We start from the raw sequence: 26,639 nt of genomic DNA, 5'->3' as shown, positions 1-26,639 counted from the left end.
TCAGCGCAGCAGCAGGTCGACGCGGTCGAATTCTTCCGGTGTGGCGACCAGCTTCACGACTTCCCGCAGGTCGGCACGATCGATGAAGTGATGCGCGCGGCGCGCGACGATGTCGCGCCGCACGACACCGCCGAAGCCGATCACCGTTGCACCGGCGTCGCCGGCTTCCAGATCGGTGATGCCGTCGCCCACCATGACGACGCTGTCCACCTCGCCCAGCACCGCCCGGCACACCTCGGCCTTGCCGCCACTGCGCGCCAGAGGAGAACTGCGGTCGAAGCCGGCGTAAGCACCGGCTTCGTCGAACTGCAGGTCGACCGCATGCACGCGCTCGTCCGGCACGCCGAGATGGCGCGCCAGCGCCAGCACCGCCTGCCGGATGCCACCACTGACCACATGCACCTGCCAGCCCAGTGCGCGCAGTGCGGCGACCGCCTTGCACGCGCCCGCCACCCGCGTATCGATGTAGTGCTGGCCGAGCGCCTCGATGGCGGCGGCGTCCGGGCGTATCAGGTCCAGTCGCGCCGCGTAGGCGTCTTCGAGTTTCAGCCGGCCGTCCATCGCCGCGGTGGTCAGCGGCACGACCTGATCGACCACACCGGCCTGTTCGGCCAGCACGTCGATGCCTTCAATCGTCGACAGCGTGCTGTCACAGTCGAACAGGATGGCGCGGTTCATTCGGAGGATTCCTGCTTCACGGTTTCATAGGCCCAATCCAGCCAGGGCGTCAGGGCGACGACATCGGCGACGTCAACCGTGGCGCCGCACCAGATGCGGAAGCCGGGTGGCGCATCGCGGTAGGCCGCAACGTCGAAGGCGGCCTCTTCCTGTTCGAGCAGCGCGCACATGCGGCGTACCCGCGCCCACTGCGTGGCCGGCGGCTGCTCGGTGAACCACGGATCAACAATCTTCAGACAGACCGAGGTGTTCGAGCGGGTCGCCGGGTGTTCGGCCAGGAAGGCCGCCCAGTGACTGCGATCGATCCAGCGCGCCAGCACGTCGAAGCTGGCCAGGCTGCGCGCGATCAGACCGGGCAGACCGCCGACGGACGCCGCCCAGCGCAGCGCATCGATCTGATCCTCGACACACAGCATCGACGGCGTGTTGATCGTGCTGCCGGCAAAAAGGTCTTCGATCAGGCCCGCCTTGTTGGTCATGCGGAACAGCTTCGGCACCGGCCACGCAGGCACATGGCGCTCGAGCCGCTCGACCGCGCGCGGGCTGAGCACGATCATGCCGTGCGCAGCCTCGCCGCCGAGCACCTTCTGCCATGACCACGTGGTCACGTCGAGCTTCGGCCACGGCAGCTCCATCGCAAAGGCGGCCGACGTGGCGTCGCAGATCGACAGGCCGCTGCGGTCGTCGGCAATCCAGTCGCCGTGCGGCACGCGCACGCCGCTGGTCGTGCCGTTCCACGTGAACACCACGTCGTGCTCCCAGCTGACGGCGTTCAGGTCGGGCAGGCTGCCGAACGGTGCGACAAACGTTCGGGCGCCCGCCAGTTTCAACACGCTGTCGACGTCCGTCACCCAGCTCTGGCCGAAGGTTTCCCACGCCAGACAGTCGACGTCGCGTTCGCCGAGCAGCGACCACAGCGCCATTTCGACCGCGCCGGTATCCGAGCCGGGCACGATGGCGATCCGGTAGTCGTCAGGCACGCCGAGTACGGCACGGCTGAGGTCGATGACCTCTTTCAGCCTGGCCAGACCCTGCGGTGCACGGTGCGAACGGCCGATGAACGCATCGCCCAGCGCCGCCGGCGTCCAGCCGGGGCGCTTCACGCACGGCCCGGAAGAAAAAGAGGGCCGCAACGGACGGATCAGGGGCTTTTCGGCGGTCATGGCGTGACGGTCACTGGGTATTGAACGGTGTGTTGGCGCGGACACATCTGCCGGCCTGGCGCAGGAGGATGTCGGCCGTACACAAATCGCGGCGAAGTATAACGGCAGCGTCGACGCGGTGCAGAACGGACCCGGAGGGTGCGGCGTGCGAGTGCCAACCTGGTGCGAGCATGCGCTGCCGCGCCCGACCACAGCGCCCGAATGCGGTCCGGCAGGCTCGTTGTAACAATAGTTGGCATTCCCGCAGGCCTGCACGACGACCGCTGTGACGGGTGTCCTGCCTTCCGGCAGACACATAACCTAAGTTGTATTACATAATCGGTCCGAAACGCAGTCATGGCGCAGTAACGCACGCGTCCGATGCTGCAGGACTTCGCTCAATCCGGACACCACATTCATGAAAAAATCACTCTCGTCATTGCTGGCGACGGCCTTGGCGGCACCGCTCGCCGCCTTCGCCGTCGACCTGGCCCCTGCACTGCCCGGAAGTTATGGCACGGGTGGCGGCTCCGATGCGCTGTTCGTCAAGATCGATGACAACTGGCAGGGCAGCACCGTGCTGTGGGATGAAGCCACGCAGACTTTCGGCAGCGGGCAGCCGGTTTCCACCTTTGCATGGGGCACCGGCATATGGGGCATCGCCGACTGGCATGCGCTGATCGACCAGCCGGTCGGACAATCCGCTGTGATCGAGCGCTGGACCGGTATCGCGAGCCAGGTGAATTTCGGCAACGCGCTCTACAACGACATGTATTCGTCTCAGTGGGGCAGCACATTGCCGCTGCCGCTGAGCGAGCCACAGACCAACTGGCTGTCGCGCTTCGACGGCTACATCCGCATCACCGAAAAAAGCCTCTACAACTTCGGCGTTCTTTACGACGACGGCTTTTTCTTCAACCTGTACGGCGCAGACGGCGCGACGCTGTCGCTGGTCAAGGACGGCGTGAATCCGCGTGACCGCCTGGGCTTCGACCAGGACATCCTGCTCGACGTCGGCCTGTACCGCTTCCAGCTTGGCGCCTACAACCGGCTCGAAGCCGGCGTGGTCGATCTGCGCTGGTTGCGTGAGGGAGCCGCCGACTGGTCGCTCGTGCCGACCGAAAACCTGCTCAGCCTGACGCAGCCGCTGCCGGTACCGGAACCCGCCACCTGGTGGATGCTGCTGGGTGGGCTGGGCCTGATCGCCGTTGCCGCCCGGCGACGTGCCTGATGCGCCGTGAGCCCCTGCGCAGCGCGGGTCAGCGGCTTGTGCATGTCGTTGTCCTCGGCGCAGGGTGGCTGCTGTTCGGCTGGGCCTGGCTGCTGGTCGGTCGCGACCTGCCCGACTATGGCGTACTGGCCTGGATGATCGTTGCCACATTGGTCATCAGCCCTGCGGTGACGCTGTACTGGGTGCTGCACAACCTCGCGATTTTCAAGCTCAAGGGCCCCCGGCGCCGGTTGCCCGACACGAAGGCCGAATACCTGCAGGACTGGGCCGGGCGCCCGGTGGTGGCCGACTGGGACATGCTGCGCACCGCACGCATCACCGTGATCGGCGTCGTCGATTCCCGAAAGCTGTATCGCTGCCTCGCGCCGCGCAGCGTCGATCCAGGAGTGTCGCGACTGTTCGCCAAGGGCTGACCCGCCGTCATGCACCCACTTGAAGGCCTGCTGATCAGCTTTCAGTACACCGGAACCTACTCGGTGGCGCTGTTCTTCTTTGCTGCCTACCCCATCATTTCCAGCCTGGTGTGGATCACCACGTCGCTGTTCTTCGTGTTTCGCTGGGAACGTGACGAACCGGACGCAACACCGCCCGACCGCAGCTTCGCTCCGCCGGTCAGCATACTGATTCCGGCGCACAACGAAGACGCTGTGATCGCGCGCTCCCTGGTCGCGGTGTGCGCGGTCGACTACCCGGACTACGAAATCGTGGTGGTCAATGACGGTTCCCGCGACGGCACGGTACGCCAGGTGCTGCCGTTCGTGCAGACCGGCCGGGTGCGCCTGATCGACAAGCGCATCAACGAAGGCAAGGCGATGGCGCTGAACGACGCGCTGCCGATGCTGCGCGGCGACATCGTGCTCATCATGGACGCCGATGCGGAACCCGAGCCCGACATCCTGTGGCATCTGGTACCGCACTTCCTGAGTGCCCGCGTCGCGGCGGTCACCGGCAACCCGCGGGTGCGCAACGTCGACAACTTCCTGAGCCGGCTTCAGGCGATCGAATTCACGTCCATCGTCAGCCTGCTGCGACGTTCGCAGCGCATCTGGGGCCGCATCGTCACCGTGTCGGGCGTGGTGGCCGCCTTCCGCAAGAGCGCCGTGCAGTCGGTCGGCGGCTTTTCGCCCGACATGCCGACCGAAGACATCGAACTCACCTGGAAGCTGCAGCGCCACTTTCACGACATCCGCTACGAGCCGCACGCCATCGTGTGGATGACGGTGCCGACGCACTTCCGGGCACTGTTCCGGCAGCGGCTGCGCTGGGCGCGCGGCCTGATGCAGGTGCTGCGCCGCCATCGCGACGTCATCCTGCACTGGCGTTACCGCCGCATGTGGCCGATGTTCATCGAATCGGTGCTGTCGATCAGCTGGGCCATCGTGTTCGTCGCGATGACCGCGTTGTGGATCGCTTCCTGGGCGATCGGTTTCCCACCGGTCGGCGCATCGCCGCTACCCAATCTGTGGGGCATGGCAATCGCCACGCTGTGTCTGATACAGCTCGCTCTGGGTACGCTGATCGACCACCGGTATGACCGTGGAATCTGGCGCTACTTTCCCTACGCCGTTTTCTATCCGCTTGTTTACTGGGCCTTCCTTGCGATCACCACCTGCATGTCGCTGCACCACCTGTTTGTTGCGCCTGCGCGACAGTCCATCACGTGGAACACGCCGCGCACCGGGCGCGAGGCCTGATACTTTTGTTATACGAATCGCCCGCAGCAACCTGTTTTATGACGCGCGCACTGCCTGCCCTTGCACTCGCCGTGACCCTGACGCTTTCGCTGGCCGCAGCGCAGCCTGCGTTCGCGGTCCACCCGCAGCGCGAGGAAGCGCGACGACTGGTCGAGGCACGCGACTATGCGCCCGCGATCGACCTCTACCGCGGGCTGGTGAGCCAGTTTCCGGACGACACCGACCTGCTGATCGAAGCGGCGCGGGTCGAAGGGTTTGCCGACCGCAACGCAGCAGCCGCCGACCTGTACGAGCGCGCCCTGCACAGTGCGCCGCCCCGGCAGGCAGACATCCTCCCTTCACTCGCCTGGCAGTCGCTCTGGGCGGGTCGATTCGAACGCGCCGCGGCGCTGTTCCAGCAGCGGATGAATGGCTGGTCCGATGCGACATCGGTCAACGACAGTAGGCGCGGCCTGATCGAATCCCTGCTCGGTCTGGCACGTTCGCGCACCGCAGCGCAGGACTACGCCGGTGCGCTGGACATCTATGCACAACTGGCACAGGTCGACCGTGCGGATGCGACGCGCACGGCGGAGATAGCGCGCGTGCTGGGTTATGCCGACCGCAACGCAGAGTCGGCGCTCGCCTGGCGGCAAGCGCTTCAACTGGCGCCGGAGCGGCGCACCGACTGGTTGCTGCCGCTGGCCTGGCAGACCTTGTGGTCTGGCGATGCCGCAGGGGCCCGTACGCTGTTCTCGGAAGCGCATGCCGAAGGGATAGGTCTGCCCGAAACCTGGCGCGGTCTTGCGCAGGCCTGCGCCGCGCTGGACCGCCACCCCTGCGCTGCCGAAGCGTGGCGCAAGCTGCTCGCCGACCAGCCGGACGACCGCGGTGCACAGCGCGGTCTTGCGCGCGCGCTGCTTTGGTCGGACGACCCGGCGGGTGCGCGGGAAATCTATGCCGCCCTGCTGCAGGCCGATCCGGACGATGCCGATGCGCGGCTCGGTCTGGCGCAGTCCGAAAACTTCTCCGGTCGGCATCGCGCAGCGGTCGGCGAATTCGACCGGATGGATACGTCTGCAGATCCCGGCCTGAACGTGGCGAAAGCGCGCGCCCTGTACTGGGCCGGCTACGCCGACGAAGCCATGCCGCTGCTGACCGATGTCACCGACGAGGGTGCGCTGTGGCTGCGCGATTTCCGCATCCGGCGCGATACGCAGCACTACGCTTCGGCCGGCATCGACTGGTCGGACGACGCCGACCGGTTGCGCATCGTCACGCCGTTCGCGCTGGCCGGCTGGCGACGTTCGCCGACCGAACTGTTCGAGCTCGGCGTGCGCCTGCCGCAGATCAGCGGCTACGAAACCGGCACGCGCTCGCCGCGTCGCACGGTCAGCGGCAGCGAAATCAGCGCGACCTACGGCCTGCGCCTGGGTGAGGTGCGCGGCGGGCGCGGCACACTGTGGCCCGGTTTCACGCTCGGCCGACGGGATTACGACGGCTGGCAGAGCACCGTATGGCGAGCGCGCCTGCGCTACGTTCCCGCGGATCTGTGGCGCATTGACGCAGAAACCGGAAGCGGCATCATCGACACCATCAGCGCACTGCGCAACGAAGTGAGTTTCCGCGATATTTCAGTCGGTGCGACCTACACGCCGACACCGCGCTGGAGCTTCGCCGGGAGCTTCGCGCGGCTCGAATTCGACGACAACAACCAGCGCACCCGCATTGCGTGGCGCGGCGACTACGCGCTGTGGACGCGTCCGCAGATCCGGCTGGGCTTCGAAGGCAACCGGTTCGAAAACAGCCGGCCATGGGACGTCAGCCGCGCCAATCGCGGCTACTACAACCCGGACCGCTATCTCGAATACCGGGCCTTCATGTCGATCTACGACGACGTCCGCCCGTGGAGCTACTACGCCAAGGCCGCGTTCGGCCGCTACGACGAAACCGATGGCGACGGCAACGGCGCATCCGGTCGCAACTATCTGCTCGAAGGCTGGGTCGCCTACGACCTCGGGCCCGGCTGGCAGCTGCGTGCGGCCGCCGGCATGTCCGACAGCGAAGCGGGCTCGCCGGGCGGCGGCAGTGGCTACTGGCGCCGTTTCGGCAGCGTCACGCTCAACGCCTGGTTCTGATCACCCGAAACCTTGTTTGACATACGACATTCGCGTGTTCATGTGGATGTCCTATAGTCCGGGAATGCGGTTTTCGCGGGGGCCTTTACGATTGCAGTGCATCAGGCTGCGATGCAGTCATCGGTTCCGCACCCCGCTTCTTTCGGACTGACGACCGATGCCATCACTTGTCCTGAAAATCTCAGTTGATCGCCTGCCCTGTATTGAAAGTCCTCGCCGTCGATACGGTCTTCGTTTCCCGGCGCCTGAACCTTCGGGTGAAGCCGCTTCGACGCCGCGTACGCGGCCTGCTGGGCGCCAGGCTGCGTCGCGCGTCCTTGCAGGGAACCATCCTGCCCCGTCCTCTCGCCTTGCCGTACCCCCCGCCAACCCTGCCCGCGGCGCCGATCGACCGAGGTTTTCAGGTGATTGATCCGCGCCGCTCGTTGCGGGCACGCATGGGGATCGCCTTCGGCGGACTTGCATTGGTCGTATCCATCCTGCTGGGCCTGCTTGCCGGCTGGCTGGCGTCGAATGCGCTCGAACGCGAAGCAGGTCGGGCGCTTACCGAACTGGCCGACCGCATGGCCGTCACGATGGACCGCGACCTCTTCGAGCGCAGCAACGAAATCCGCACGCTCGCGACCCGGGAGGGCCTGATCGGCGATCAGGCTCCGGCCATGCAGCAGCGTGCTGAGCTGGAAAGCATGCAGGCGCGCAACCGTCACTACACCTGGATAGGTGTGGCCGACCCGAATGGCATCGTTCGCGCAGCGACCGGCGGCCTGCTGGAAGGCGCCGACGTGTCGGAACGGCCGTGGTTCCGGCAGTCGCTCGGGGGGCAGCCTTTCGTCGGCAATGTGCGCGACGCCGCGCTGCTGGCCCCGCTGTTGCCCGTGAACGAAGATGGCAGCACCTGGCGCTTTGTCGACGTCACCGCGCCGCTGTTCGATCCTGACGGAAGGTTCAGCGGTGTACTGGGCGCATATCTGAGCTGGCACTGGGCGCGCGAGATCGAGCGCACACTGCTCAAACCGCTGCAACAGCTGCGGGAGGCCGAGGTATTCGTGGTGGGTGCCGACCGGCGCGCATTGCTGGCACCCGCGAATCTGGTATCACTCCTGATGCCGCAGGTGCTGAATGACGCGACCGATCAACCGGGCTACCGCGTCATTCGATGGGATGACGACAAGGACTATGTGACCGCCCATGCACGCAGCGAGGGCATCGGCGATGTCAGCAACCCGGGCTGGATGGTGGTCGTTCGCCAGCCGCTCGACGTCGCGAATGCCTACGCGACCTCGATGCGTTACACCCTGTGGCTGATCGGGCTGGTTGCCGGCCTGCTCTGCATGACGCTGGGCTGGGCCGTGGCGGACCGGCTGGCGAGGCCGATGCGCAACATTGCGCTGGCGGCCGACCGGCTCGCCGAAGGTGAGCGTGACGTGGTACTGCCACGACTCGACGGACGCGACGAAATTGCGCAGCTGTCGCAATCGATCGGCCGTCTGGTGAAGCAGCTGACCGAGGACGAACGCGCCTTGCTGGCACTCAATCAGCAGCTCGAAACGCGCGTCGCGGAGCGGACCGCCGACCTCGAAGCGCGCAACCGCGAACTGGAAAGCTTCAGTTATTCGGTCTCGCACGATCTGCGCGCGCCGCTGCGCGCCATCAATGGCTACGCCAACATCCTGCGCGAAGACCATGCGGCGCTACTCGACGAGCACGGCCAGCGCCTGCTCAGACAGATCTGCGACGGCGCCAACACGATGTCGGACCTGATAGACGAACTGCTGAATCTGTCGTTTGCGCGCATCCAGCCCGTGGACTTCCAGCCGGTGAACATGATGGCGCTGGTGCAGGAATGCGTGACCCAGCTGTGCGATGCAGGGCCGGCCCGCCCCGAATGCTTTCATGTCGCAGCATTGCCCGTGGTGGACGGCGATGGCGCGCTACTGAGGCAGGTGTGGCTCAACCTGCTCGGCAATGCGGTGAAGTTCAGCAGCAGTCGCGCCGCGCCTTCGGTCCATGTGCGCTGTGTGCGGGAGGGCGATGAATGGGTGTTCGAAACCGAAGACAACGGAGAAGGCTTTCCGCCCGAGCAGGCGCACCGGCTGTTCGAGCCGTTCACCCGGCTGCATGGCCGGAAGGACCATCCGGGCTGCGGCATCGGCCTGTCCATCGTACGCCGCATCGTCGAGCGACACGGCGGTCGGGTAACGGCGACATCGACACCCGGCCAGGGTGCCGTGTTTTCGTTCGCCCTGCCCTGCGGCAACCATCCGTGCTGATGGGTGCTGCGCCGCTCACGCTGCGCAGCCTGAATCCGGCTCACCGTAGCGACGACGACATGCTTGCCGCAGCAGGCCCGGGACGACGGGCCGCGATATCTACCCGCATCGGGTCAACGTCACCCCGCGCTCGAATCGCCGACGACCAGCACATCGCAGTCGGATTCCGAAAGGACATGGCGGGTCACGCTGCCCAGCAGCATTTCCTTGATACGGTTGCGACCCTGCTTGCCGAGCGCAATCAGATCACAGTGTTCCTGCTGCTGTACTTCGCGAATGAGTGAACACGCATCTCCGTGGCGAACGATGATGCGCGACTGGTCGGCAATGCCGGCGCTTGCCTGCAGCGCTTCCATGTGCTGGAAAGCCGAGCTGCGCTCGGCGATCCGCAGCGCATGTATTGCCGCGTCGTCGATGCCTGCATAACGCAGCTTGCCTTCGAACGGCAGTTCGAAGGCGTGCAGCAGAATGATTTCGGCGCGCGGCGCGAGCACGCGTACAGCCTGCAGCGACGGTCCGGACGCCATCGAGAAATCAACCGGCACGAGCACGCGCCGGTACGGTGCATGAGGTGGCTGGCGTACCACCAGCACCGGCTTCGTCATCACCCCGAGCATGCGCTCTGCGGTCGAACCCAGCATCAGGTGACGCATGAAATCCTCACCGCGCGCCCCGACCACCAGCAGATCGGCAGCGAGTTCATCGAGCTGGCCGACGATTTCCTGCACGACGGCGCCGGTCGACACCCGCACTGCGGCGGATACCCCATGCGCCCGCCCCAGTTCGTCGGCGAGGTCACGCAGCGTGTTGCAGGCATCATCGACGATGCGCTGCTCGACCGTCGGTGCGCCGGTGCCGAGCAATTCATGCAGCATCGCCATCACCCCGCTGCTGACTGCATGCATCAGCGTCAGCCGGGCACCCGTCTCCGCAGCGAGCTGGAATGCACGGGCAAGCGCCTCGCGGGCCGGCGCCGAAAGATCAGTTGCCGCGAGAATGTTACGGATTGGCTTCATGTCGCTCCTCCCTTCTTGCGTATCAAATCGGACAGGTGTTCCGCAACATAATCCACCGCATTGCGGAACGGATACAGCACGATCGGGGCACCCGCGCGCTTGAGCTGCTCACCCTGCACATCGTCACGGGCCACGATCGCCACCTCGCCGGCAAAGTGGCGCGCCCTCAGCGCCGCCAGCCACTCGCGGTTGGATTCGAAATCAGGCAGCGTACTGATCGCCCACTGGATTGTGTCGAGCGGCAGGCTGTCGAGGAAATGCGGGTCCTGCGCATCGCCGAAATCCACCTGTACTCCGCGCCCGCGCAACTCAAGCACCACCTCCGGATCGAAGTCGATGCCGCGCACGGTCAAGCCGGCGTCGGCAAGTTGCAGCGCAAGGCGTTTGCCGTAGCGGCCGAGCCCGAACACCATCACGTCGGTCGTACCGGAGCGCTCGACCCCGCTTTCGACCGTCACCTCGCGATACGGATGCTTGCGCTCGAATATCGACAGCCAGGGTGACAGCCTCTCGAACAGCGGCTGTGCGTGAATGATCATGTAGGTAGACAGTGCGATGGTGACCAGCCCGACCAGCGTCGTCAGCCCCAGCGCCTCGCGGCCGACGTGACCCAGCGTGATGCCCATGGCGACGAACACGATGGAAAACTCGCTGATCTGCGCAACGGTCAGACCGGCCAGAAAGCCGGTGCGCTTGCGATAGCCCATGTACCCCATGATGGCCATCACGATCAGCGGGTTGCCGATCAGTACGAAGGCGCTGAGCACCATCGCCGGCACGACTTCATCGCCCAGCGTCGACAGATCGAGCCGGGCGCCGAGATCGATGAAGAAGAACAGCAGAAGGAAGTCACGCACGCCGGTCAGGCGGGCGCTCATGGCTTCACGGTAAGGGGTCGACGCCAGCGAAAAACCCGCCACGAAGGCGCCGGCCTCTTTCGAGAAGCCGGCCCACTCGCCCAGTGCGGCAAGGCCGGTTCCCCAGGCGATCGCAAACAGCAGCAGCAGCTCCTGCGAGCGCGCCATGGTGCGCACCAGCGGCGGCAGGATGTAGCGCATCAGCACGAAGATCATCAGCGCGGCACCCGACACCCGCGCGAGCAGCGACAGCACGACTTCCGCGGCGCCCGCATCGCCGGCGCCGCGCAGCGCACTCATGGCCATCATGGCCAGCACGACCGCGATGTCCTGCACGATCAGGAAGCCGACCGCGATGCGTCCGTGCAGCGAATCGAGCTCCCGTTTGTCGGACAGCAGCTTGACGATGATGATGGTGCTGGAGAAGGTCAGTGCAACCGCGACATAAAGCGCTTCCATCGCGCCCCTGCCGAGCAGCAGCACCAGGATGAAACCGAAGAATATCGTGAAGCACAGCTGACCCAGACCGGTTGCCAGCGCAACGGGACCGATGCGCCTGACATGAGCCAGATCGAGCTTGAGTCCGACCACGAACAGCAGCACCGCCACGCCTATCTGCGCCAGCAGATCGATCTGGTCATGCGCCTGGACAAATCCGAAAGCCGCCGGCCCGGCCAGTATGCCGACCACGATGTAGGCGATCAGCACCGGCTGGCGCAGACGCACGGCCAGCGCACCAGCGGCCGTGGTCAGCCCGAGCAGCAGTGCCATTTCGGCGAACACGCTGGGTTGCATCCCTTCAGTCACCATGAAACATATATCTCCCGCATCCTTGCCTCACTGTCGATCCCGCATCCGGCAGACGGGATCGCCGACGTAAACAACCGTCTTCGACGCGCCACGACGCCGGATGCATGCTGCCTCATTCGGCAATCAGATGCATCCGGCTTTCATCCGGACTCATCGCTTCGTCATTCATTTCGATCCGGTGCAGGAGCTGCAGCGCCTTTCCGGCCTGTTCCGCTGCAAGCCGCATGGCGCGTGCGCGCTCCAGCAGGGCATCCATGCGCACGATGTCCAGCGCGTCGGCAGCGGCGGCACGCAGAATCGCGTCCTTCAGGGCGGCATAGCCGGCAACCAGCGCATCGGGCAGCACTGCGGCGGCTGGCAGACTGGCCGCATCCCCCGCGGGCAGCACCAACGCGAGCCAGTCGCGTACCTGTGCACGAAAGTGCGTCTCGCAGCGGACCACGTCGTCCGGAAGCGGTCCCGAAGGAACCGGCTCCGCCATCACGGATGCCATGCGGGCCACCGTTTCGTAGTACCGCAACTCGCGCAGGACGCGCGGCAGGCGCTCGCCGCTGGCTGCACTCATCGTGCTGCGGTGGATGCTGACGACGAATCCGGCGACCGCCCGCGTAAGTCGGTCGAACGCCTCGCGCTGGTGCGCGAGCGATGCGGGCGTTGCGCCATCGATCGCCGACAGCACCATCCCTCTGGCCATCGCGCCGACCCGGCGCGCCTCCAGCGCCAGTGCATCCAGCGCCAGCGTCGGTACCGAAAGTACGTTCGCGTCGAGGTGCTGCGGACGTCCGGCGTCTTCGTCGGGTGTAACGAAACGCGCCGACAGGGCACGCTCCAGCCGCAGGGACAGGGGCCACATCAGCAGCACGCCGAGCACATTGAACGTGGTGTGGAACGTCGCGAGAACGGTGGTCGCCGTCGGCTCGAGTTCCAGCACATCCGTCATCCACGCGACCAGCGCAAGCAATACCGGAAGACACAGCAGGGCAACGACCGCGGTGATCAGATTGAACGCCACATGTGCCGCAGCCGTGCGACGGGCATTCGGTGTCGCGCCCAGTGCGGCGATGATCGCCGTGATGGTGGTACCGAGGTTGACGCCGATCACGCCGGCGGCGGCCACCGACAAGGGCACCACGCCACCCGCCACGGCCGTCAGCACGACGGCCATCGCGGCACTCGATGACTGCATGAGCGTGGTCAATACGATCCCGACGAGTACGGCGGACAGCACACCGCCGGCTCCTCCGGCTGCCCAGGCGTCGAAACTGACAGCGGACCCGAGACCTCCGAATGCCTCCCGCAACACATCGATACCGAGGAACAACGCACCGAAGCCGGCGATCGTCATGCCGATCGCCCCGCGGCGCGACCCTTCGCCGGTGAGACGCAGCAGCATGCCGACACCGATGAGCGGCAACGCGAACAGCTCGATCGGCATCTTGAAGCCGACCAGCGCAACCAGCCAGCCGGTCATCGTGGTGCCCACATTGCTGCCGAAAATGACCCACATGGACTGACCGAGTGTCAGCAGGCCCGCATTGACGAAGCCGATGGTGGCGACCGTCACCGCACTCGACGATTGCACCAGCCCGGTCACCAGCACGCCGGACAGCAGTGCGCGCAGCCGTGTGCGCGTCCAGTCGGACAGAATGCGCTCCAGCGCGGGGCCGGCAGCCAGTTTGAGTCCGTCCGTCATGAACCCCATGCCGAGCAGGAACAGGCCGAGACCGCCAAGAAGGTGAAAGAGCGGTTCCATGAGGTCAGCCTCCCTGCTGTCCGCGGCGTGCCCATGAGCGAACCGCCAGTTTCTCGAGTTCGAGGATGACCATCAGCAGCGCACCGAACACCAGAACCGGCCACCAGTCGCTCATCTGCGGAGGCGCGGTGCCGAACAGCATCTGTGCTGCCGGCAGATAGTTGAACAGCCCCTGCAGCACCAGCAGCAAAAGAATGGCGAGCAGCACATAGCGGTTGCCCGTGACACCTTTGAAGGTCAGCGAACTTGCGGTGAGGTGGCGCACATTGAACAGATAGACCATTTCACCGAAAACCAGCGTGTGTGTTTACGGCGACCGTGCGCGCCAGTTCCATTGAACCACCTTCATCGAGCGTGCGCAGGAACAGGGTCAGACCGCCGGTCACCAGCAGCAGCGACACGAACGCGATGCGCCACAGCAGGAACCCGGTCAGCAGCGGTTCGTCCGGGCTTCTCGGCGGGCGGCGCATGATGTCCGGTTCCGGTGTTTCGAACGCCAGTGCGAGCGACAGGGTGACGGCAGTCACCATGTTCACCCACAGGATCTGCGCCGGCGTGATCGGCAGCGTCAGGCCGAGCAGGATGGCCGTGACCAGAATGCCGGCCTGCCCGCCGCCGGTCGGCAGGATGAATATGACCGCCTTGCGGATATTGTCGAATACCGTGCGGCCCTCTTCCACCGCTGCAGCAATCGACGCGAAATTGTCGTCGGCCAGTACCATTCCGGCCGCCTCCTTGGCGGCTTCGGTGCCTTTGTCACCCATGGCCACGCCGACATCGGCACGTTTCAGGGCAGGTGCGTCATTGACGCCGTCGCCGGTCATCGCCACCACCTCGCCATTGGCCTGCAGCGCCTGCACGATACGCAGCTTGTGCTCCGGACTGGCGCGCGCAAATATTTCGGTGTCGGCCACGGCGATGCGCAATTGCGCGTCATCCATGCGTTCGATCTGCGGGCCGGCGAGTACGCGGACCGTGTCGCCCAGCCCTGGTTGTTCGCCAATCGCGCGGGCCGTGACCGCATGATCGCCAGTGATCATGCGCACGTCGATGCCGGCACCGCGGCAGCGCGCCACCGCGGCAACCGCCTCCTCGCGCGGCGGGTCGGCGAGGCCGAGCAGCGCAAGCAATGTGAAGCCGCCGGCTTCGACGTCGGCAAATGTCAGCGCGCTCAACGAAGTGTCCATCGGCTTGATGGCCAGCGCGAGCAGACGCATGCCCTCGCTCGCCACGATATCGCTGCCGGCATGCCAGTCGCGCAACTGAAGCGGCTTCTCATCTCCGCCCTCGCGTTGTGTGCGGCAAAGTTCGAACACGCGCTCGGGCGCCCCTTTCAGCAGAATGAAAGCGTGGCCCTGGTGATCGTGATGCAGCGTGGCCATGAAGCGGTGTTCGGATTCGAACGGAATGGTGTCGATGCGCGGCAACATATCTGCTTCGCGTCCTGCATCGAGGCCGGCCTTGAGTGCCAGCGCGATCAGCGCACCTTCGGTCGGATCGCCCGCCAGCACCCATCTGCCCTCGCCATCCGGGTTCAGCGCGGCGTCATTGCACAGCAGCGCGGTACGGCCGATCTCGATCAGTTCGGGGCAGTCGGCAAGTTCGCATTCGCCATCGTCGCGCGAAAACCCGCCCTGTGGCGCATAACCCGCACCGCTTACCTGGAAGGTGTCGCGCGCCGTGACGACACGCTGCACGGTCATTTCGTTTCGCGTCAGCGTGCCCGTCTTGTCCGAACAGATGACCGTGACCGAACCCAGCGCCTCGACCGCCGGCAGGCGCCGGATGATCGCGTGACGCTTCGCCATGCGCTGAACGCCGATGGCCAGCGTCACGGTCATGATGGCGGGCAACCCCTCCGGGATTGCCGCGACGGCGATACCGACCGCGGCGAGGAACATGTCGGCCATCGAAAAATCATGGACCAGGATGCCGAAGGCGAACGCCAGTGTGGCCACCCCGAGAATGGTCCAGGTCAGCCAGGCGCTGAAGGCCGCCATCCTGCGTGTCAACGGTGTCGCCAGCGCCTGCACCCCAGCAAGGAGGGTGCTGATGTGGCCGATCTGTGTGCTTGCGCCGGTCGCGACCGCAACGCCTGTTCCCTGGCCGTAGGTCACCAGCGTGCCGGAAAAAGCCATCGACCGGCGATCACCGAGTGCCGCGTCCCCCGCACAGACCTCCGTGTGCTTGTCGACCGCCACCGACTCGCCGGTCAGCGCGGACTCGTCGATGCGCAGGTTGCGCACGTCGAGCAGCCTCAGATCGGCAGGAACACGATCGCCGGACGCGAGAAACACGATGTCGCCCCGGACCAGTTCCGTTGCAGGCAGATCGATCCGGCGCCCACCGCGCAGCACCTGCGCACGCGGCGAAAGCATTTTCCGGATGGCGTCGAGCGCCGCTTCGGCCTTGCCCTCCTGCAGAAAGCCGATCAGTGCATTGATGAGCACCACGCCGGCGATGACCGCGCTGTCCAGCAGGTGCCCGAGCAGCGCCGTCACCACGGCAGCGACGATCAGGACGCGAATGAGCACGTTTTCGAACTGCGAAAGCAGGCGTTGCACAACACTGCGCCGCGCCGGCACGGGCAGGCTGTTGGGGCCATCGGCCGCGAGTCGGCGCGCCGCCTCGTCGGCTGTCAGTCCGGCATCGCGCGCGCTGCCGACCGAATCCAGCGTCGCTGCGCCGGTGAGCGCGTGCCAGCTTTCCGGCCCTACCGGATTGTCCGTCTGATGCCGCATTTCAAGGCTCCTTCGGGTTTCGACACAATCCTAAACGCGCAACGCGACGATTTCATTTGCGCGCTCAGAAACTGCAGGCAAGCTTGAGGGCGATCAAAAAAAAACTGAAAACCCGGGGGGATGAGGGAACAAACAGGGCGCCAGCGCACGCCCGATGGACTTCAGTGTGTGCCGGTCAGCGGCAGGTTGAGCAGCAGATTCTGCGGCTTCATCTGTACCAGACCGTTTTCATCCATGGCCAGTGCCAGCCAGACCGGACGCGCCGCACCGTCACGGCGCAGTTCGGCGCGCATGTCGCGCACATCGAGAAAATCGAGCCGGAACAGTGCGACGATGCGCGACAGGCGGTCCGGCGCCAGTTCGCCGCCTTCATACAGCGTGTTCAGAAGGTCCATCGCCTCGTGGTCAAGTCCGATGTGCCAGGCCCACTGGTCGTCGCGGATGTCCTGCTGCGGCGTGATGCGGACGGCAGCGCCGTAGAAGTGGGCGATCCAGCGCTCCATCACGCGACACAGCGCGTCCAGCGCCGGCTGGCCGAAATTCAGCGGCAGCACGGCGCGGCGCCCGGCGCGCGCATACAGTTCAGCGGCGTTGCCGGCGTCGAGCACGTCGAGTTCGGCCGCGCGCGGAATCGCCCCGGCCTGGCGGATCAGCCGCCCGATATTGCCGAAGCCGCCGGTTTCGGCGTAGTCGCCGAGCACTTCGGCGTCCGCCATCAGGATGCGCCCGGCGTGCGGCGTGGCGCGCTGGCTGCGGAAGAACAGTTCGGCTGCGCGCCACATCAGCGCGCCGTCATTGCCGGTGCAGTCTTCGAGCAGGCCGTGCAGGATGAGCTGCGTGAGCTGCGGCACGAACAGTGGCGCGATGCCGCTCAGGCCGTCGAGAAACAACTCCAGCCAGGCGGACTCGATATCCGGCCGGGCGAGCACGCGGTCGCGGAAGGCGATGAAGGCGAACCAGTTGTCGCGCGCGTCTGCGTCGGCAATCGAGGCGATTTCGGAATGATCAACGATGCGCGCCGGCTCACCGAGCAGGCTGGAAACCAGCGCACGCTCGGCGTCGCAGCTGTCCGCCACGAGCGCCAGTTCGGGCCTTGCCAGCCAGTCGCGCAGCAGCGCATCCGTCACGACCAGCCGCCCGGCTGCGTTGCGCCTGACCCGACCGAAGGCCGAGTCAGGCCACCAGCCCGCCGTCATCAGCCGCGCACGAGCAGTTCGCCGCGTCCGCCGACCGCCATGTCGCCCATGTAGCGGCGCACCGTGCAGGCGCTGGCGTCGAGCGCGCCGAACGGTCCGGGCAGACCTTTCCAGCTCGCGTACAGCAGGCTGAGGAAACCGAGCCGGTGCGCACCGCAATCGACGATGGTGGGCAGCATCTGCGCCGGCAGCGCGTTGAGGATGAGCGTGCCGCGCTTCATGCCGTATGCCGGATAGGCGCCCAGCGTGCCGGCCACGGCGATCGTGCCGGCGATCATGCGGGTGCCGCAGTAGTCGCCGGCATTGCCGCCGACCAGTATCTGGCCGCGCCGCATGCGGTCGCCCAGACGGTCGCCGGCGTTGCCGCCGACCAGCAACAGGCCGCCAGCCATGCCTTTCATTTCACCCGGAATGGCGCCGCCAGCCGATTCGCCGACATTGCCCACGATGTCGATGCGACCGCCCTTCATGCCGGTCGCGCAGAACGCGCCGGCCGAACCGGCGACCGTGATCGTGCCGCCCAGCAGCCCCTGACCGACGTAAGGTCCGGCGTCGCCGTCGACGGTGACGCGGCCGGACTTCATGCCGGCGCCGATGCGTTCGAGCTTGCTGCAGTCACCACGGAACACGATGTCGGTCGTGTCGTCGCCGGCGATGTCGAACAGCTCGTCCGCGCGCAGCGCCCGCTTGCCGAGCTTCAGCATGATGGCCGCGATGTCGGACACCGCCTGCCCCGCCAGTGCGGTGGGCGTCAGCATGCCGGCATCGACGCGCTGGGCCGGTGCGCTGCGCAGCGTGAATGTCAGGGCGCTCATTTCAGGATCTCCCGCAGGTGGTACTGGAACTGACCGAGCTTGCCGCCGTAATTGCCGGCCGACAGGCGGCGGATGCCGCCGGCGGCACCGATCCGGCACACCGCGCGCATGCCGACCTCCATCGCCTTTTTCACCGACGCGTCGGTCAGGCCGTCGATGACGATTTCGAGCACCGCGCCGATGCGCTCGTCGAGTTCGGACTTTGTCGCGCCGCGCAGCGTCGGGCAGAAGGCGTCATTGGTCGAAGCCGACAGCGCCTTGTACTTGGAGCCCACCTTGGAGCCGGAACGCACGACACCACCCGGGAAGGGCATGACGATTTCGCGCAGCTTGCGCATGTCGACGATGGCCGCCTCGCACGCTTCGAGCGCCTGCACCTGGGTATCTGCGAGCACCAGGAAGTTGCCGCCGCCGACCGCCTTCACCATGCGCGCCGTGTCCTGCACGAGGAATTCGCCATCCATCACCGGAATGCGCCAGTAGCGCTTGCCGGCGATCTGCTTCGAAGTCTGGAAGCCGTCGCCGAAGTAGCGCAGTGTCTTGCCCATGGGCACCGGGTCGCCTTCGTCCAGTCCGGCAAAGATGGCGCTGGTCGGGCTGGTCAGCACGCACTGGCCGACCCGCCGCTCGATCTGCTTGATCAGTTCCTTGCTCGACACCGCAAACACCAGCACGGACACGCCCGGACGGCCGTCCGGCGTTTCGTCCGGCGACATCATGCGTTCGATGCCCGCCTCGGCACCGCAGGCGATGACCGAGGTCGCGAATCCGGTCAGCGCATTGGCCGAATGCAGGGCCCAGGTTTCGTTGTAGGCCGTGATGATGAGGCGGATGCCCCGCATGCCGAATGCTTCGGCAAAGGTGTCGTCGATTGCTACGCCATTGATGATCATCGGTTCAACCCCGCTTCCGGCAGGCATGGGCGATCAGCTTCGAGCCGCCGCCGCACTCGCACAGTTCGTCGTCACTGATCTTGAAATTGTTCATGCGCACCGAATGGAAACGTTCGAAATAGGGTTTGATCTTCTTTTCGATGCCGATGTCGAATTCGGGCTTCACGGCGTGCGTGCCGCCGCGCACCACCTTGACGATGCGGCCGTCGCGCACCACCAGTTCGCCGTCCTTGAACACCAGTTCCGGCTTTTCGAACATGCGCTCGCGGTCGGCATCTTCCTTGTAGACCACGATGTCGGCCGCCGCGCCCGGCGCCAGATGACCGCGATCGGCCAGGCCGATCAGCTTGGCCGGACCGGCGCGCGTCATGATCGCGATTTCGTACAGCGAGTATTCGCGGTCGAGACCCGCCAGATTGCTCATCGCGCGCGCATCCGGGTTGATCGTGTCGAGCATGGCATTGCGGAAGCTGCGGTCCATCAGCAGCTTGATCAGGTGCGGATAGGTCGTGAACGGCGCGCCGTTCGGGTGGTCGGTGGTCAGGAAGATGCGCCACGGGTCATCGACCATCAGGAAGATTTCCAGACCGATGGCCCACTGCAGCGCATTGACGAAGTTCTGGTCCTTGTACTTGAACGGCACCACACCGCAGCCGGCGTCGCACTCGATATCCATGATGACCGACTTCTTCGGCGAGCCGTGACCGGCGTTGCGGTACTGCACCATGTTGTCGCCGGACGCGGTCACCGTCTGGCCGAACAGGATCTGGCCGACGTCGGCCGACACGTTCTTCTTCTGGTTGATCGCCTCGGCAATGCGGGCCGCAGCACTCGAAAACTTGCGCTCGCCCTCGGTGCCGTAGCTGTGGAACTGGATGTGCGTCAGGTGGACCGGCAGGCCTTCGGCCGCGTCCATCGTGCCCAGCGTGGTGTCCACATTGCCCGGCACGCCCAGATTGCTGGCATGCACGTGCAACGGCTTGGCCACCCCCAGGTCATGTACGGCACGCGACAGCACCTTGACGATCTCGCGCGGCGTGATGCCGTAGAAGGCGTTCTGTTCGTCGAGGTCGAGCTTGCGCTGGTTGAACTTGAAGGCGGAAATCGCACCCGGGTTCACCACCTTGATGCCGACCGTCTGCGTCGCGTGCAGCGTCCACGCCACGTAATCGTTGATCGCCTGCTGGTCTTCCTTCGCCGCCAGCATGCGCAGCAGGAAATCATCGCTGCCGAGCATGGCGTAGCCGCCAGTGTCCAGCATCGGCGTATCGCCCATTTCCATGTGGGCCTGGCGCGCATTGACCGGCAGCAACGCCGGCTCGAACGCCGCGGTGTAGCCCATTTCGGCATAACGGTAACCGGCCGCCAGGGTGCCCGGCGCGGCGTGGCCGCAGCTGGAACGCGTCAGTTCGGTACGCTCGACCGGATCGCCGCGATGGTCTTCCGGCAGCATTTCGCGCGCGATGTTCACCTTGCCGCCACCGATGTGACTGTGCATGTCGATCGCGCCCGACATGACGATGCGGCCGGAAATGTTGTACTCGGCGCTGATCCTGTCATTCGCGTCCGGCGCGGCGATCAGCCGGCCATCGCGGATGTAGAGGTCGCGCACCTGATCGTCGACGCCATTTGCCGGATCGATCACCCGGCCGCCGGTCAGCTTGATGACGCTCACGACTGCATCTCCTTCATACGGGTGGCGATGACGACCGCCACTTCGCCGGCGGCCGGCAGCGCGCTCCTGCGCAAGGCCTGCAGCGGCAACGTCACGACCTTGTCGGTACGCACGAAATGACCGGTGTGATGCATGCCCGGCGTGGCGACCGGAATGTACACCTGCGGCTCGGCGGCCAGCTTCAGCGACGGCGGAGCGATGACGATGGTCGGCACGTCGGTGACCGGCGGCGCCTGCAGGTCGTTCAGGCTGGACATCCACACCAGTGCATCCGCTTCACCGGTCGCCAGCAGGCGGTCGATGCCGTTGTGCAGCGGGTCGAACTTCGGCGCGCCGCTGGCATAACTGGTGCGCATCGGATAGCCGGTCTGCCAGGTATGCACAGCGCCCATCGACAGGTCGCCGTCATTGCCGGCCAGCGGCAGGCTGTTGCAGCGGGTGGTCACATTGAGCCGACGCACCAGCGACACGATGGCGCCGACATTCAGGTCGAGCTGCGACACCTCGAATGCCGGTCCGGTCCACACGACCACGCTGTACTTCGCGCCAAGCAGCGCATCGGCCAGTGCCTGCCAGCGCGCCAGCGCAATACCCAGCGGTGCGTCGCCGGCTACCGGCTGCTGCGCCGCCAGCGCGTTGAGCACCGACAGCGCTTCGGGCATGCGGCCGGGCTCGAAGTCGAACACGTCGGGCGCACGCCCGTCCGGCGAGTGGCCCGGCTGCGTATCGAGTCCGCCGCCGAGATAGACGATGCGCCGGCTGGCCGGCTGCAGGTCGAACATCGTTTCCTTCACCCACACGCAGCGCTCGAAGAAGCGCGGCTGCGCGCTGACCGCATCGGTGCCGACCAGCAGGATCAGGTCGGCGCGATTCTTCACTTCGGCCAGCGTGGTGTTGATGCCGCCGCCGTCCTGGACCGCGCGACTGGCGCGCCAGCCGAATTCATTGTTCATGTGGTCGATGACACCGCCGGCCCGATCGACCAGATCCATCGCACCGCGTGCGCCACTCACATCGAGCGCCATGCCGCCGAACACCGGCTGGGCCGACGCGGCGAGCAGGCGGGCTGCTTCGGCACAGGCTTCGTCCAGCGTGGCCGGAGCGCCGGCGATGCGCGGCGTCGCGGCAGTCGAACCGGCGCCCAGGCGGGCAAATCCGCTGACCGCCCGATCGCAGCCATGGGCCACCACCGCCAGCGCAGCGCCGGCGGTATCGACGCTCAGGTCGTCGCAGGCGTGGCCGCACAGCGGGCAGGCCACCTCGGTGACGACAGTCGAAGTCGCTTCATCGGTCATGAATCATCCGTTTCATCAGTTGGGTCACAGGCAGCATTCGCCACGATACAACATGCAAAAAGCCGTTGCGGACCGACCTTCCGATGCCGCAGTGCAGCATCGAAGCCACGACGAACGCGTGAGATCAGTCTGTTTCACATGCGATACAGCACGATCCGAAAACGACGTCGCCCGGCGGCACCGGACTCCGCCGCTGCACCACATGACCCAAGCCTTCCCTGTGTTGCGGGCGAATTTGGGATAATCAACGCTCTTCGGACCATGATTGACGCGATGAACCCAAGACACGCAACCGCCGCCGCCCTGACCGTCCGGGCCCCCGCGCGTCTGCACCTGGGCTTCATCGATCTCGACGGCAGCATGGGGCGGCGCTTCGGCAGCGTCGGCCTGACGCTGAACGGGCTGAACACCGTGGTCGAGATCGAGCCGGCCGACACGCTTCAGGTGACCGGCCACGACGCCGAACGCGCCCATCGCTACGCCCTTGACCTGAGCACGCGCTTCGACCTGCCGCCGGCACGCATCACGCTGACCGATGCCATTCCGTCGCATTCGGGCCTGGGCTCCGGCACCCAGCTTGCCCTCGCGGTCGGCATGGCACTGGCCCGGCTATACGGACTCAATCTGGATTCACGCGAAGTGGCCAGCCTGCTCGATCGGGGCGCCCGGTCCGGCATCGGCATCGGCAGTTTTGATGACGGCGGCTTCATCGTCGATGGCGGTCGCGGCGCCGTGGATGCGCCGCCGCCCATCATTGCGCAGATGCGCTTTCCCGCCACCTGGCGCATGGTGCTGATTTTCGATCACGCGTGCAGCGGCCTGCACGGCAGCGCCGAGAAGGAAGCTTTCCGCGTGCTGCCGCCCTACGCGCCTGGGGTGGCCGACCGGCTCAGCCGGTTGGTGCTGATGCGCGCACTGCCGGCGCTGGCCGAGGAAGACATCGACCTGTTCGGCGCCGCGATCAATGAATTGCAGCACTGCGTCGGCGACTATTTTTCGCCGGCACAGGGTGGCCGCTACACCAGCAAGCGGGTCGGCGAGGTTGCGCTCACGCTGCAGGAACTGGGCGCGGCCTGCATCGGCCAGAGTTCGTGGGGACCGACCGGCTTCGCGCTGGCCGCATCCGAGGCCGATGCACAGGCCATGGTCGCGGCGGTGCGCGAACGCTACGCGGATGCAGCCGGGCTCGAACTGATGATTTGTGCTGCGCGCAACGAAGGCGCGCAGTGGACATCGCGACAGACTTCAACTGCTGCCGCAACCAGCCGTGAATAAGTACCGGGCACACCTGTGGCCCACGCATGCACGCACCTGACAACGACGTAACCAGAGTACGCAGCCTTCGGGCGGAAAGAGTGAGACAGACCATGGAAAACCCCTACATCCTTCACATGTTCAGCCCGACCAACAACATCAGCCCGTTCGACGTGAACATGGCGTGTGATGCGGGCTACCAGGTTCTGATGCCCTATTCCGGCGTCGGCCTCGACCAGATCTACGGTTTGACGCAGGACGCGATCTTTTCGCGCGGCCCGAATGGCGTGAAGCGCACCGGCCTGTTCATCGGTGGCCGCGACATCGGTCTGGCGGCCGACATGCTGGACGCCTGCCGCAATGCGATGGTGCCGCCGTTCGAGGTGTCGGTATTCGCCGATCCGAGCGGCGCGTTCACCACCGCGGCCGCGCTGGTCGCCTGTGTCGAACGCCAGTTGCGCAAGGCGCACAACACCGAACTCGAAGGCAAGACCGTGCTCGTGCTGGGCGGCACCGGCCCGGTGGGTACCGCCGCAGCCGTACTCGCATCGAGCGCGGGCGCCAAGGTGCTGGTGGGCAGCCACTCGAGCGCCATGCGCGCCCGCGTCGCGTCCGAAGTGGTGAATACCCGCTACGGCTCGTCGGTGCTGCCGGTCGAGGCCGGTTCGAACGAACAGAAGGAAAACCTGATGCCGCAGGCCAACATCATCCTGTGCACGGCCAAGGCCGGCATCCAGGTGCTGAGCAAGGCGCAGCTGATGTCCGCAACCTCCCTGCTGGTGGCCGCCGACGTGAACGCCGTGCCGCCGGCCGGCGTCGAAGGCCTGGGCGTGATGGACGACGGCAAGCCGCTGGAGGCGGGTTCGGGCAAGGCGGTCGGCATCGGCGCGCTGGCCATCGGCAACGTGAAGTACCTGTGCCAGCGCGGATTGTTCCAGCGCATGATCAATACCGACAAGCCGGTCTATCTCGATTTCCGCGACGCCTTTGCCACCGCCCGCGAACTGGTGGCCTGAACGCACGCTGAAAGCCACGCCGGTGCCGCACTGGCTCATCGTGTCGGGCAGCGCGCGCGCGCTGGCGCAGTCTTGCGTCACGGCGGGCTGGACCTGCGACGTGATGGATCCGTTTGCCGACACCGACACGGTGGCGCTTGCCCGACGTACCGTCAGGGCCGGTTTTCGCGATGGCGCCTTCGGTGACGACCTGCCGTCGCTGATCGCCGGTTTGGCCGGGCGCTGGGACGGTGTCGTTGCCGGATCGGGCTTCGAGCGCCGGCCCGACCTGCTTGCCGCGCTGGACACCGCACTCCACCCATCCGCCCCGCGCATCGGCAACGCTGCGGCGACCGTACAGCGCTGCAAGGCGCCGGACACGCTGGCTGCCGGCCTGCAGCAGGCGGGCGTGCGCTTTGCGGCGATGCGCAGTGAAGGTCGGGCGCCCGAGGGCTGGCTGATGAAACAGACCGGTGCCTGCGGCGGCGCACATGTACGACCAGCGTGGGCCGGCGAGGCGATTCCGCCCGGCTGGCATGCACAGGAATACGTGGCGGGCGTGCCGGCGTCGGTGCTGTTTCTCGCCAATGGCGATCGCGGCCGCATCGTCGGCGTCAGCCGGCAGTTTCCCGGGGCGATTGCCGGGCCGTACGCCTGGTACGAAGCGGTGAGTGACCTGCCGCTCGACGACGCGCAGCTGGCCGCGCTGGAGCGCGATGTCAACGCCATCGTGCAGGCGTTCGGACTGCGCGGACTGAACGGTGCCGATCTGGTGCTGCGGGGCGGCCGTCACGTGCTGCTGGAAATCAACCCGCGGCCGACCGCAACACTCGCGCTGTACGAGAACCGGGTTGAAGGCGGCCTGTTCGCAGCTCATGTGGCCGCCTGTGCCGGGCAACTGATCGATGTGGTGCTGTCACCGTCGGACACGCGGCGCGGCCTGCGCGTGGTCTATGCACCGCACGACCTGATCGTCGGTGACGGCATCCGGTGGCCGGACGGCTGCACCGACCTGCCGGTTGCCGGCAGCCTTGTCGCGAGGGCAACACCGGTCTGCATGGCACACGCCGCGGGCCATGATGAAAACAGCGTTCGCACGCAGTTGCAGCAACGCCATGAAGAAGTGCTGCACCGGATCGCACCGTCCGCCGGAGCAGTTGCAACAGACCATAACAACGATCTTGTCATTCCGAGGAGAAGCGCATGAGCACTGCAGAACACGGACCGGTCCTGACCGGTGCCCAGCCCAGCGTGGGCCGATACGTGATGGATCTGGTCGAAGGCCTGGTGCGCGACGCCGATGCGCTGCGCGTCAAGGTTGATGCCCTGCCCGGCGGCGGCCGCGTCATCGATGCCGGCATCCACTGCCACGGCGGCATCGAAGCCGGTCGCCGCATCACCGAAATCTGCATGGGTGGTCTGGGCACCGCAACATTCAACACCCGCGATGCACACTGGCCGCTGACCATCAACGTGCATTCGACGCATCCGGTCGTCGCCTGCCTGGCCAGCCAGTACGCCGGCTGGAGCCTGTCGCACGGTGAAGGCAAGGACGCCTTCCATGCGCTCGGTTCCGGCCCCGGTCGCGCGCTGGCGGTCAAGGAGCCGCTGTTTGCAGAACTGGGCTACAAGGACGATGCGAAGCACGCCGTGCTGGTGCTGGAAGTCGATCGCCAGCCACCGGCCGAAGTGCTGGCCAAGATCCGCCGCGACTGCGGTGTCGCGGACGATGCCGTCACGCTGATCCTGACGCCGACGCGCAGCCTGGCCGGCACGGTGCAGGTGGTCGGCCGCGTACTCGAAGTGGCACTGCACAAGGTACATGCGCTGGGCTTCCCGCTGTCCCAGGTGGTCGACGGTTCCGCCAGCGCACCGGTCGCACCGCCGGCGCCCGATTTCCTGAACGCCATGGGTCGCACCAACGACGCCATCCTGTTCGGCGGCGTGGCACAGCTCTATGTAGACAGCGACGACGATTCGGCGGCCGATCTGGCGCAGAAACTGCCTTCTTCCTCGTCGCGCGACTACGGCCGTCCGTTCGCCGAGGTGTTCAAGGAAGTGAAGTACGATTTCTACAAGATCGACCCGATGCTGTTCGCCCCGGCGCGCGTCATCGTCAGCAATCTGCGCACCGGCAAAAGCTTCCGTGCCGGCCAGATCAACACCGAACTGCTCGCCCGTTCGTTCGGCGAGGGCCAGTAAGCGTC

The 26,639-nt window shown here is 66.1% G+C and carries 21 protein-coding genes; 9 read left to right on the top strand and 12 right to left on the bottom strand.

The genetic code is table 11. The annotated features are described in order from the left end of the window. Both Q8Q80_RS13575 and Q8Q80_RS13570 read right to left on the bottom strand, forming a co-directional pair. Positions 1-678, bottom strand: a complete 678-nt coding sequence (locus tag Q8Q80_RS13575) for an HAD-IB family phosphatase (protein ID WP_305633422.1) — start codon at positions 676-678, stop codon at positions 1-3. Beyond that, entirely contained in the window at positions 675-1,841 is a 1,167-nt protein-coding gene (locus tag Q8Q80_RS13570; RefSeq protein WP_305633421.1) for a phosphoserine transaminase, read from the bottom strand. Before Q8Q80_RS13570 ends, Q8Q80_RS13575 begins: the two co-directional genes overlap by 4 nt. A gap of 397 nt (positions 1,842-2,238) precedes the next feature. Between Q8Q80_RS13570 and Q8Q80_RS13565 the strand changes: the two genes are divergently transcribed. The 5 genes from Q8Q80_RS13565 to Q8Q80_RS13545 all read left to right on the top strand — a co-directional run bounded on the left by Q8Q80_RS13565 (position 2,239) and on the right by Q8Q80_RS13545 (position 9,132). Beyond that, a complete protein-coding gene (locus Q8Q80_RS13565) occupies positions 2,239-3,051 on the top strand; it encodes a PEPxxWA-CTERM sorting domain-containing protein (protein WP_305633420.1) in 813 nt (270 codons plus the stop codon). After that, positions 3,051-3,464 carry a hypothetical protein gene (locus Q8Q80_RS13560; RefSeq protein WP_305633419.1) on the top strand — a complete coding sequence of 138 codons (414 nt, stop codon included), beginning with the start codon at positions 3,051-3,053 and terminating at the stop codon, positions 3,462-3,464. Before Q8Q80_RS13565 ends, Q8Q80_RS13560 begins: the two co-directional genes overlap by 1 nt. A 9-nt stretch (positions 3,465-3,473) precedes the next feature. Then, positions 3,474-4,745 carry a glycosyltransferase gene (locus Q8Q80_RS13555; RefSeq protein WP_305633418.1) on the top strand — a complete coding sequence of 424 codons (1,272 nt, stop codon included), beginning with the start codon at positions 3,474-3,476 and terminating at the stop codon, positions 4,743-4,745. Between the two features lie 71 nt (positions 4,746-4,816). Beyond that, positions 4,817-6,862 carry a tetratricopeptide repeat protein gene (locus Q8Q80_RS13550; RefSeq protein ID WP_305633417.1) on the top strand — a complete coding sequence of 682 codons (2,046 nt, stop codon included), beginning with the start codon at positions 4,817-4,819 and terminating at the stop codon, positions 6,860-6,862. A gap of 404 nt (positions 6,863-7,266) precedes the next feature. Next, a complete protein-coding gene (locus Q8Q80_RS13545) occupies positions 7,267-9,132 on the top strand; it encodes an ATP-binding protein (RefSeq protein WP_305633416.1) in 1,866 nt (621 codons plus the stop codon). 119 nt (positions 9,133-9,251) lie between these two features. Here the strand turns inward: Q8Q80_RS13545 and Q8Q80_RS13540 are convergent, their stop codons facing one another. From Q8Q80_RS13540 to Q8Q80_RS13495, 10 genes are all read right to left on the bottom strand, one after another. After that, on the bottom strand, positions 9,252-10,148 hold the full coding sequence (locus Q8Q80_RS13540; RefSeq protein ID WP_305633415.1) for a universal stress protein: 897 nt from the start codon (positions 10,146-10,148) through the stop codon (positions 9,252-9,254). Then, positions 10,145-11,815 carry a cation:proton antiporter gene (locus Q8Q80_RS13535; RefSeq protein WP_305633414.1) on the bottom strand — a complete coding sequence of 557 codons (1,671 nt, stop codon included), beginning with the start codon at positions 11,813-11,815 and terminating at the stop codon, positions 10,145-10,147. The genes Q8Q80_RS13540 and Q8Q80_RS13535 overlap by 4 nt, the downstream gene beginning before the upstream one ends. Before the next feature lie 112 nt (positions 11,816-11,927). Next, on the bottom strand, positions 11,928-13,568 hold the full coding sequence (locus Q8Q80_RS13530; protein WP_305633413.1) for a Na/Pi cotransporter family protein: 1,641 nt from the start codon (positions 13,566-13,568) through the stop codon (positions 11,928-11,930). Between the two features lie 4 nt (positions 13,569-13,572). Next, entirely contained in the window at positions 13,573-13,851 is a 279-nt protein-coding gene (locus Q8Q80_RS13525; RefSeq protein WP_305633412.1) for a cation transporting ATPase C-terminal domain-containing protein, read from the bottom strand. A gap of 1 nt (position 13,852) precedes the next feature. Beyond that, a complete protein-coding gene (locus Q8Q80_RS13520) occupies positions 13,853-16,309 on the bottom strand; it encodes an HAD-IC family P-type ATPase (protein WP_305633411.1) in 2,457 nt (818 codons plus the stop codon). Positions 16,310-16,470: 161 nt separating this feature from the next. After that, positions 16,471-17,505 carry a DUF6352 family protein gene (locus tag Q8Q80_RS13515; protein WP_305633410.1) on the bottom strand — a complete coding sequence of 345 codons (1,035 nt, stop codon included), beginning with the start codon at positions 17,503-17,505 and terminating at the stop codon, positions 16,471-16,473. Continuing rightward, entirely contained in the window at positions 17,505-18,320 is an 816-nt protein-coding gene (locus tag Q8Q80_RS13510; RefSeq protein ID WP_305633409.1) for a formylmethanofuran dehydrogenase subunit C, read from the bottom strand. Before Q8Q80_RS13510 ends, Q8Q80_RS13515 begins: the two co-directional genes overlap by 1 nt. Continuing rightward, on the bottom strand, positions 18,317-19,213 hold the full coding sequence (fhcD, locus tag Q8Q80_RS13505; protein WP_305633470.1) for a formylmethanofuran--tetrahydromethanopterin N-formyltransferase: 897 nt from the start codon (positions 19,211-19,213) through the stop codon (positions 18,317-18,319). The genes Q8Q80_RS13510 and fhcD overlap by 4 nt, the downstream gene beginning before the upstream one ends. A 4-nt stretch (positions 19,214-19,217) precedes the next feature. Further along, positions 19,218-20,888, bottom strand: a complete 1,671-nt coding sequence (locus Q8Q80_RS13500) for a formylmethanofuran dehydrogenase subunit A (protein ID WP_257094919.1) — start codon at positions 20,886-20,888, stop codon at positions 19,218-19,220. Then, entirely contained in the window at positions 20,885-22,183 is a 1,299-nt protein-coding gene (locus Q8Q80_RS13495) for a formyltransferase (protein ID WP_305633408.1), read from the bottom strand. The genes Q8Q80_RS13500 and Q8Q80_RS13495 overlap by 4 nt, the downstream gene beginning before the upstream one ends. A 273-nt stretch (positions 22,184-22,456) precedes the next feature. Here Q8Q80_RS13495 and Q8Q80_RS13490 point away from each other — a divergent pair, with 273 nt between their 5' ends. The 4 genes from Q8Q80_RS13490 (at position 22,457) to mch (ending at position 26,634) form a co-directional block, all read left to right on the top strand. Beyond that, complete coding sequence (locus Q8Q80_RS13490) at positions 22,457-23,458, top strand: beta-ribofuranosylaminobenzene 5'-phosphate synthase family protein (protein WP_305633407.1); 1,002 nt, start codon at positions 22,457-22,459, stop codon at positions 23,456-23,458. A gap of 92 nt (positions 23,459-23,550) precedes the next feature. Next, complete coding sequence (locus tag Q8Q80_RS13485; RefSeq protein ID WP_257078839.1) at positions 23,551-24,453, top strand: NAD(P)-dependent methylenetetrahydromethanopterin dehydrogenase; 903 nt, start codon at positions 23,551-23,553, stop codon at positions 24,451-24,453. Next, a complete protein-coding gene (locus Q8Q80_RS13480; protein ID WP_305633406.1) occupies positions 24,425-25,639 on the top strand; it encodes an ATP-grasp domain-containing protein in 1,215 nt (404 codons plus the stop codon). Before Q8Q80_RS13485 ends, Q8Q80_RS13480 begins: the two co-directional genes overlap by 29 nt. Next, complete coding sequence (mch, locus tag Q8Q80_RS13475) at positions 25,636-26,634, top strand: methenyltetrahydromethanopterin cyclohydrolase (protein ID WP_305633405.1); 999 nt, start codon at positions 25,636-25,638, stop codon at positions 26,632-26,634. Before Q8Q80_RS13480 ends, mch begins: the two co-directional genes overlap by 4 nt. The last annotated feature ends 5 nt before the right edge of the window (positions 26,635-26,639 follow it).

Source organism: Methyloversatilis sp., assembly GCF_030698125.1.
GTDB lineage: Bacteria > Pseudomonadota > Gammaproteobacteria > Burkholderiales > Rhodocyclaceae > Methyloversatilis.
This window is presented reverse-complemented; position numbering and strand designations above follow the sequence as displayed.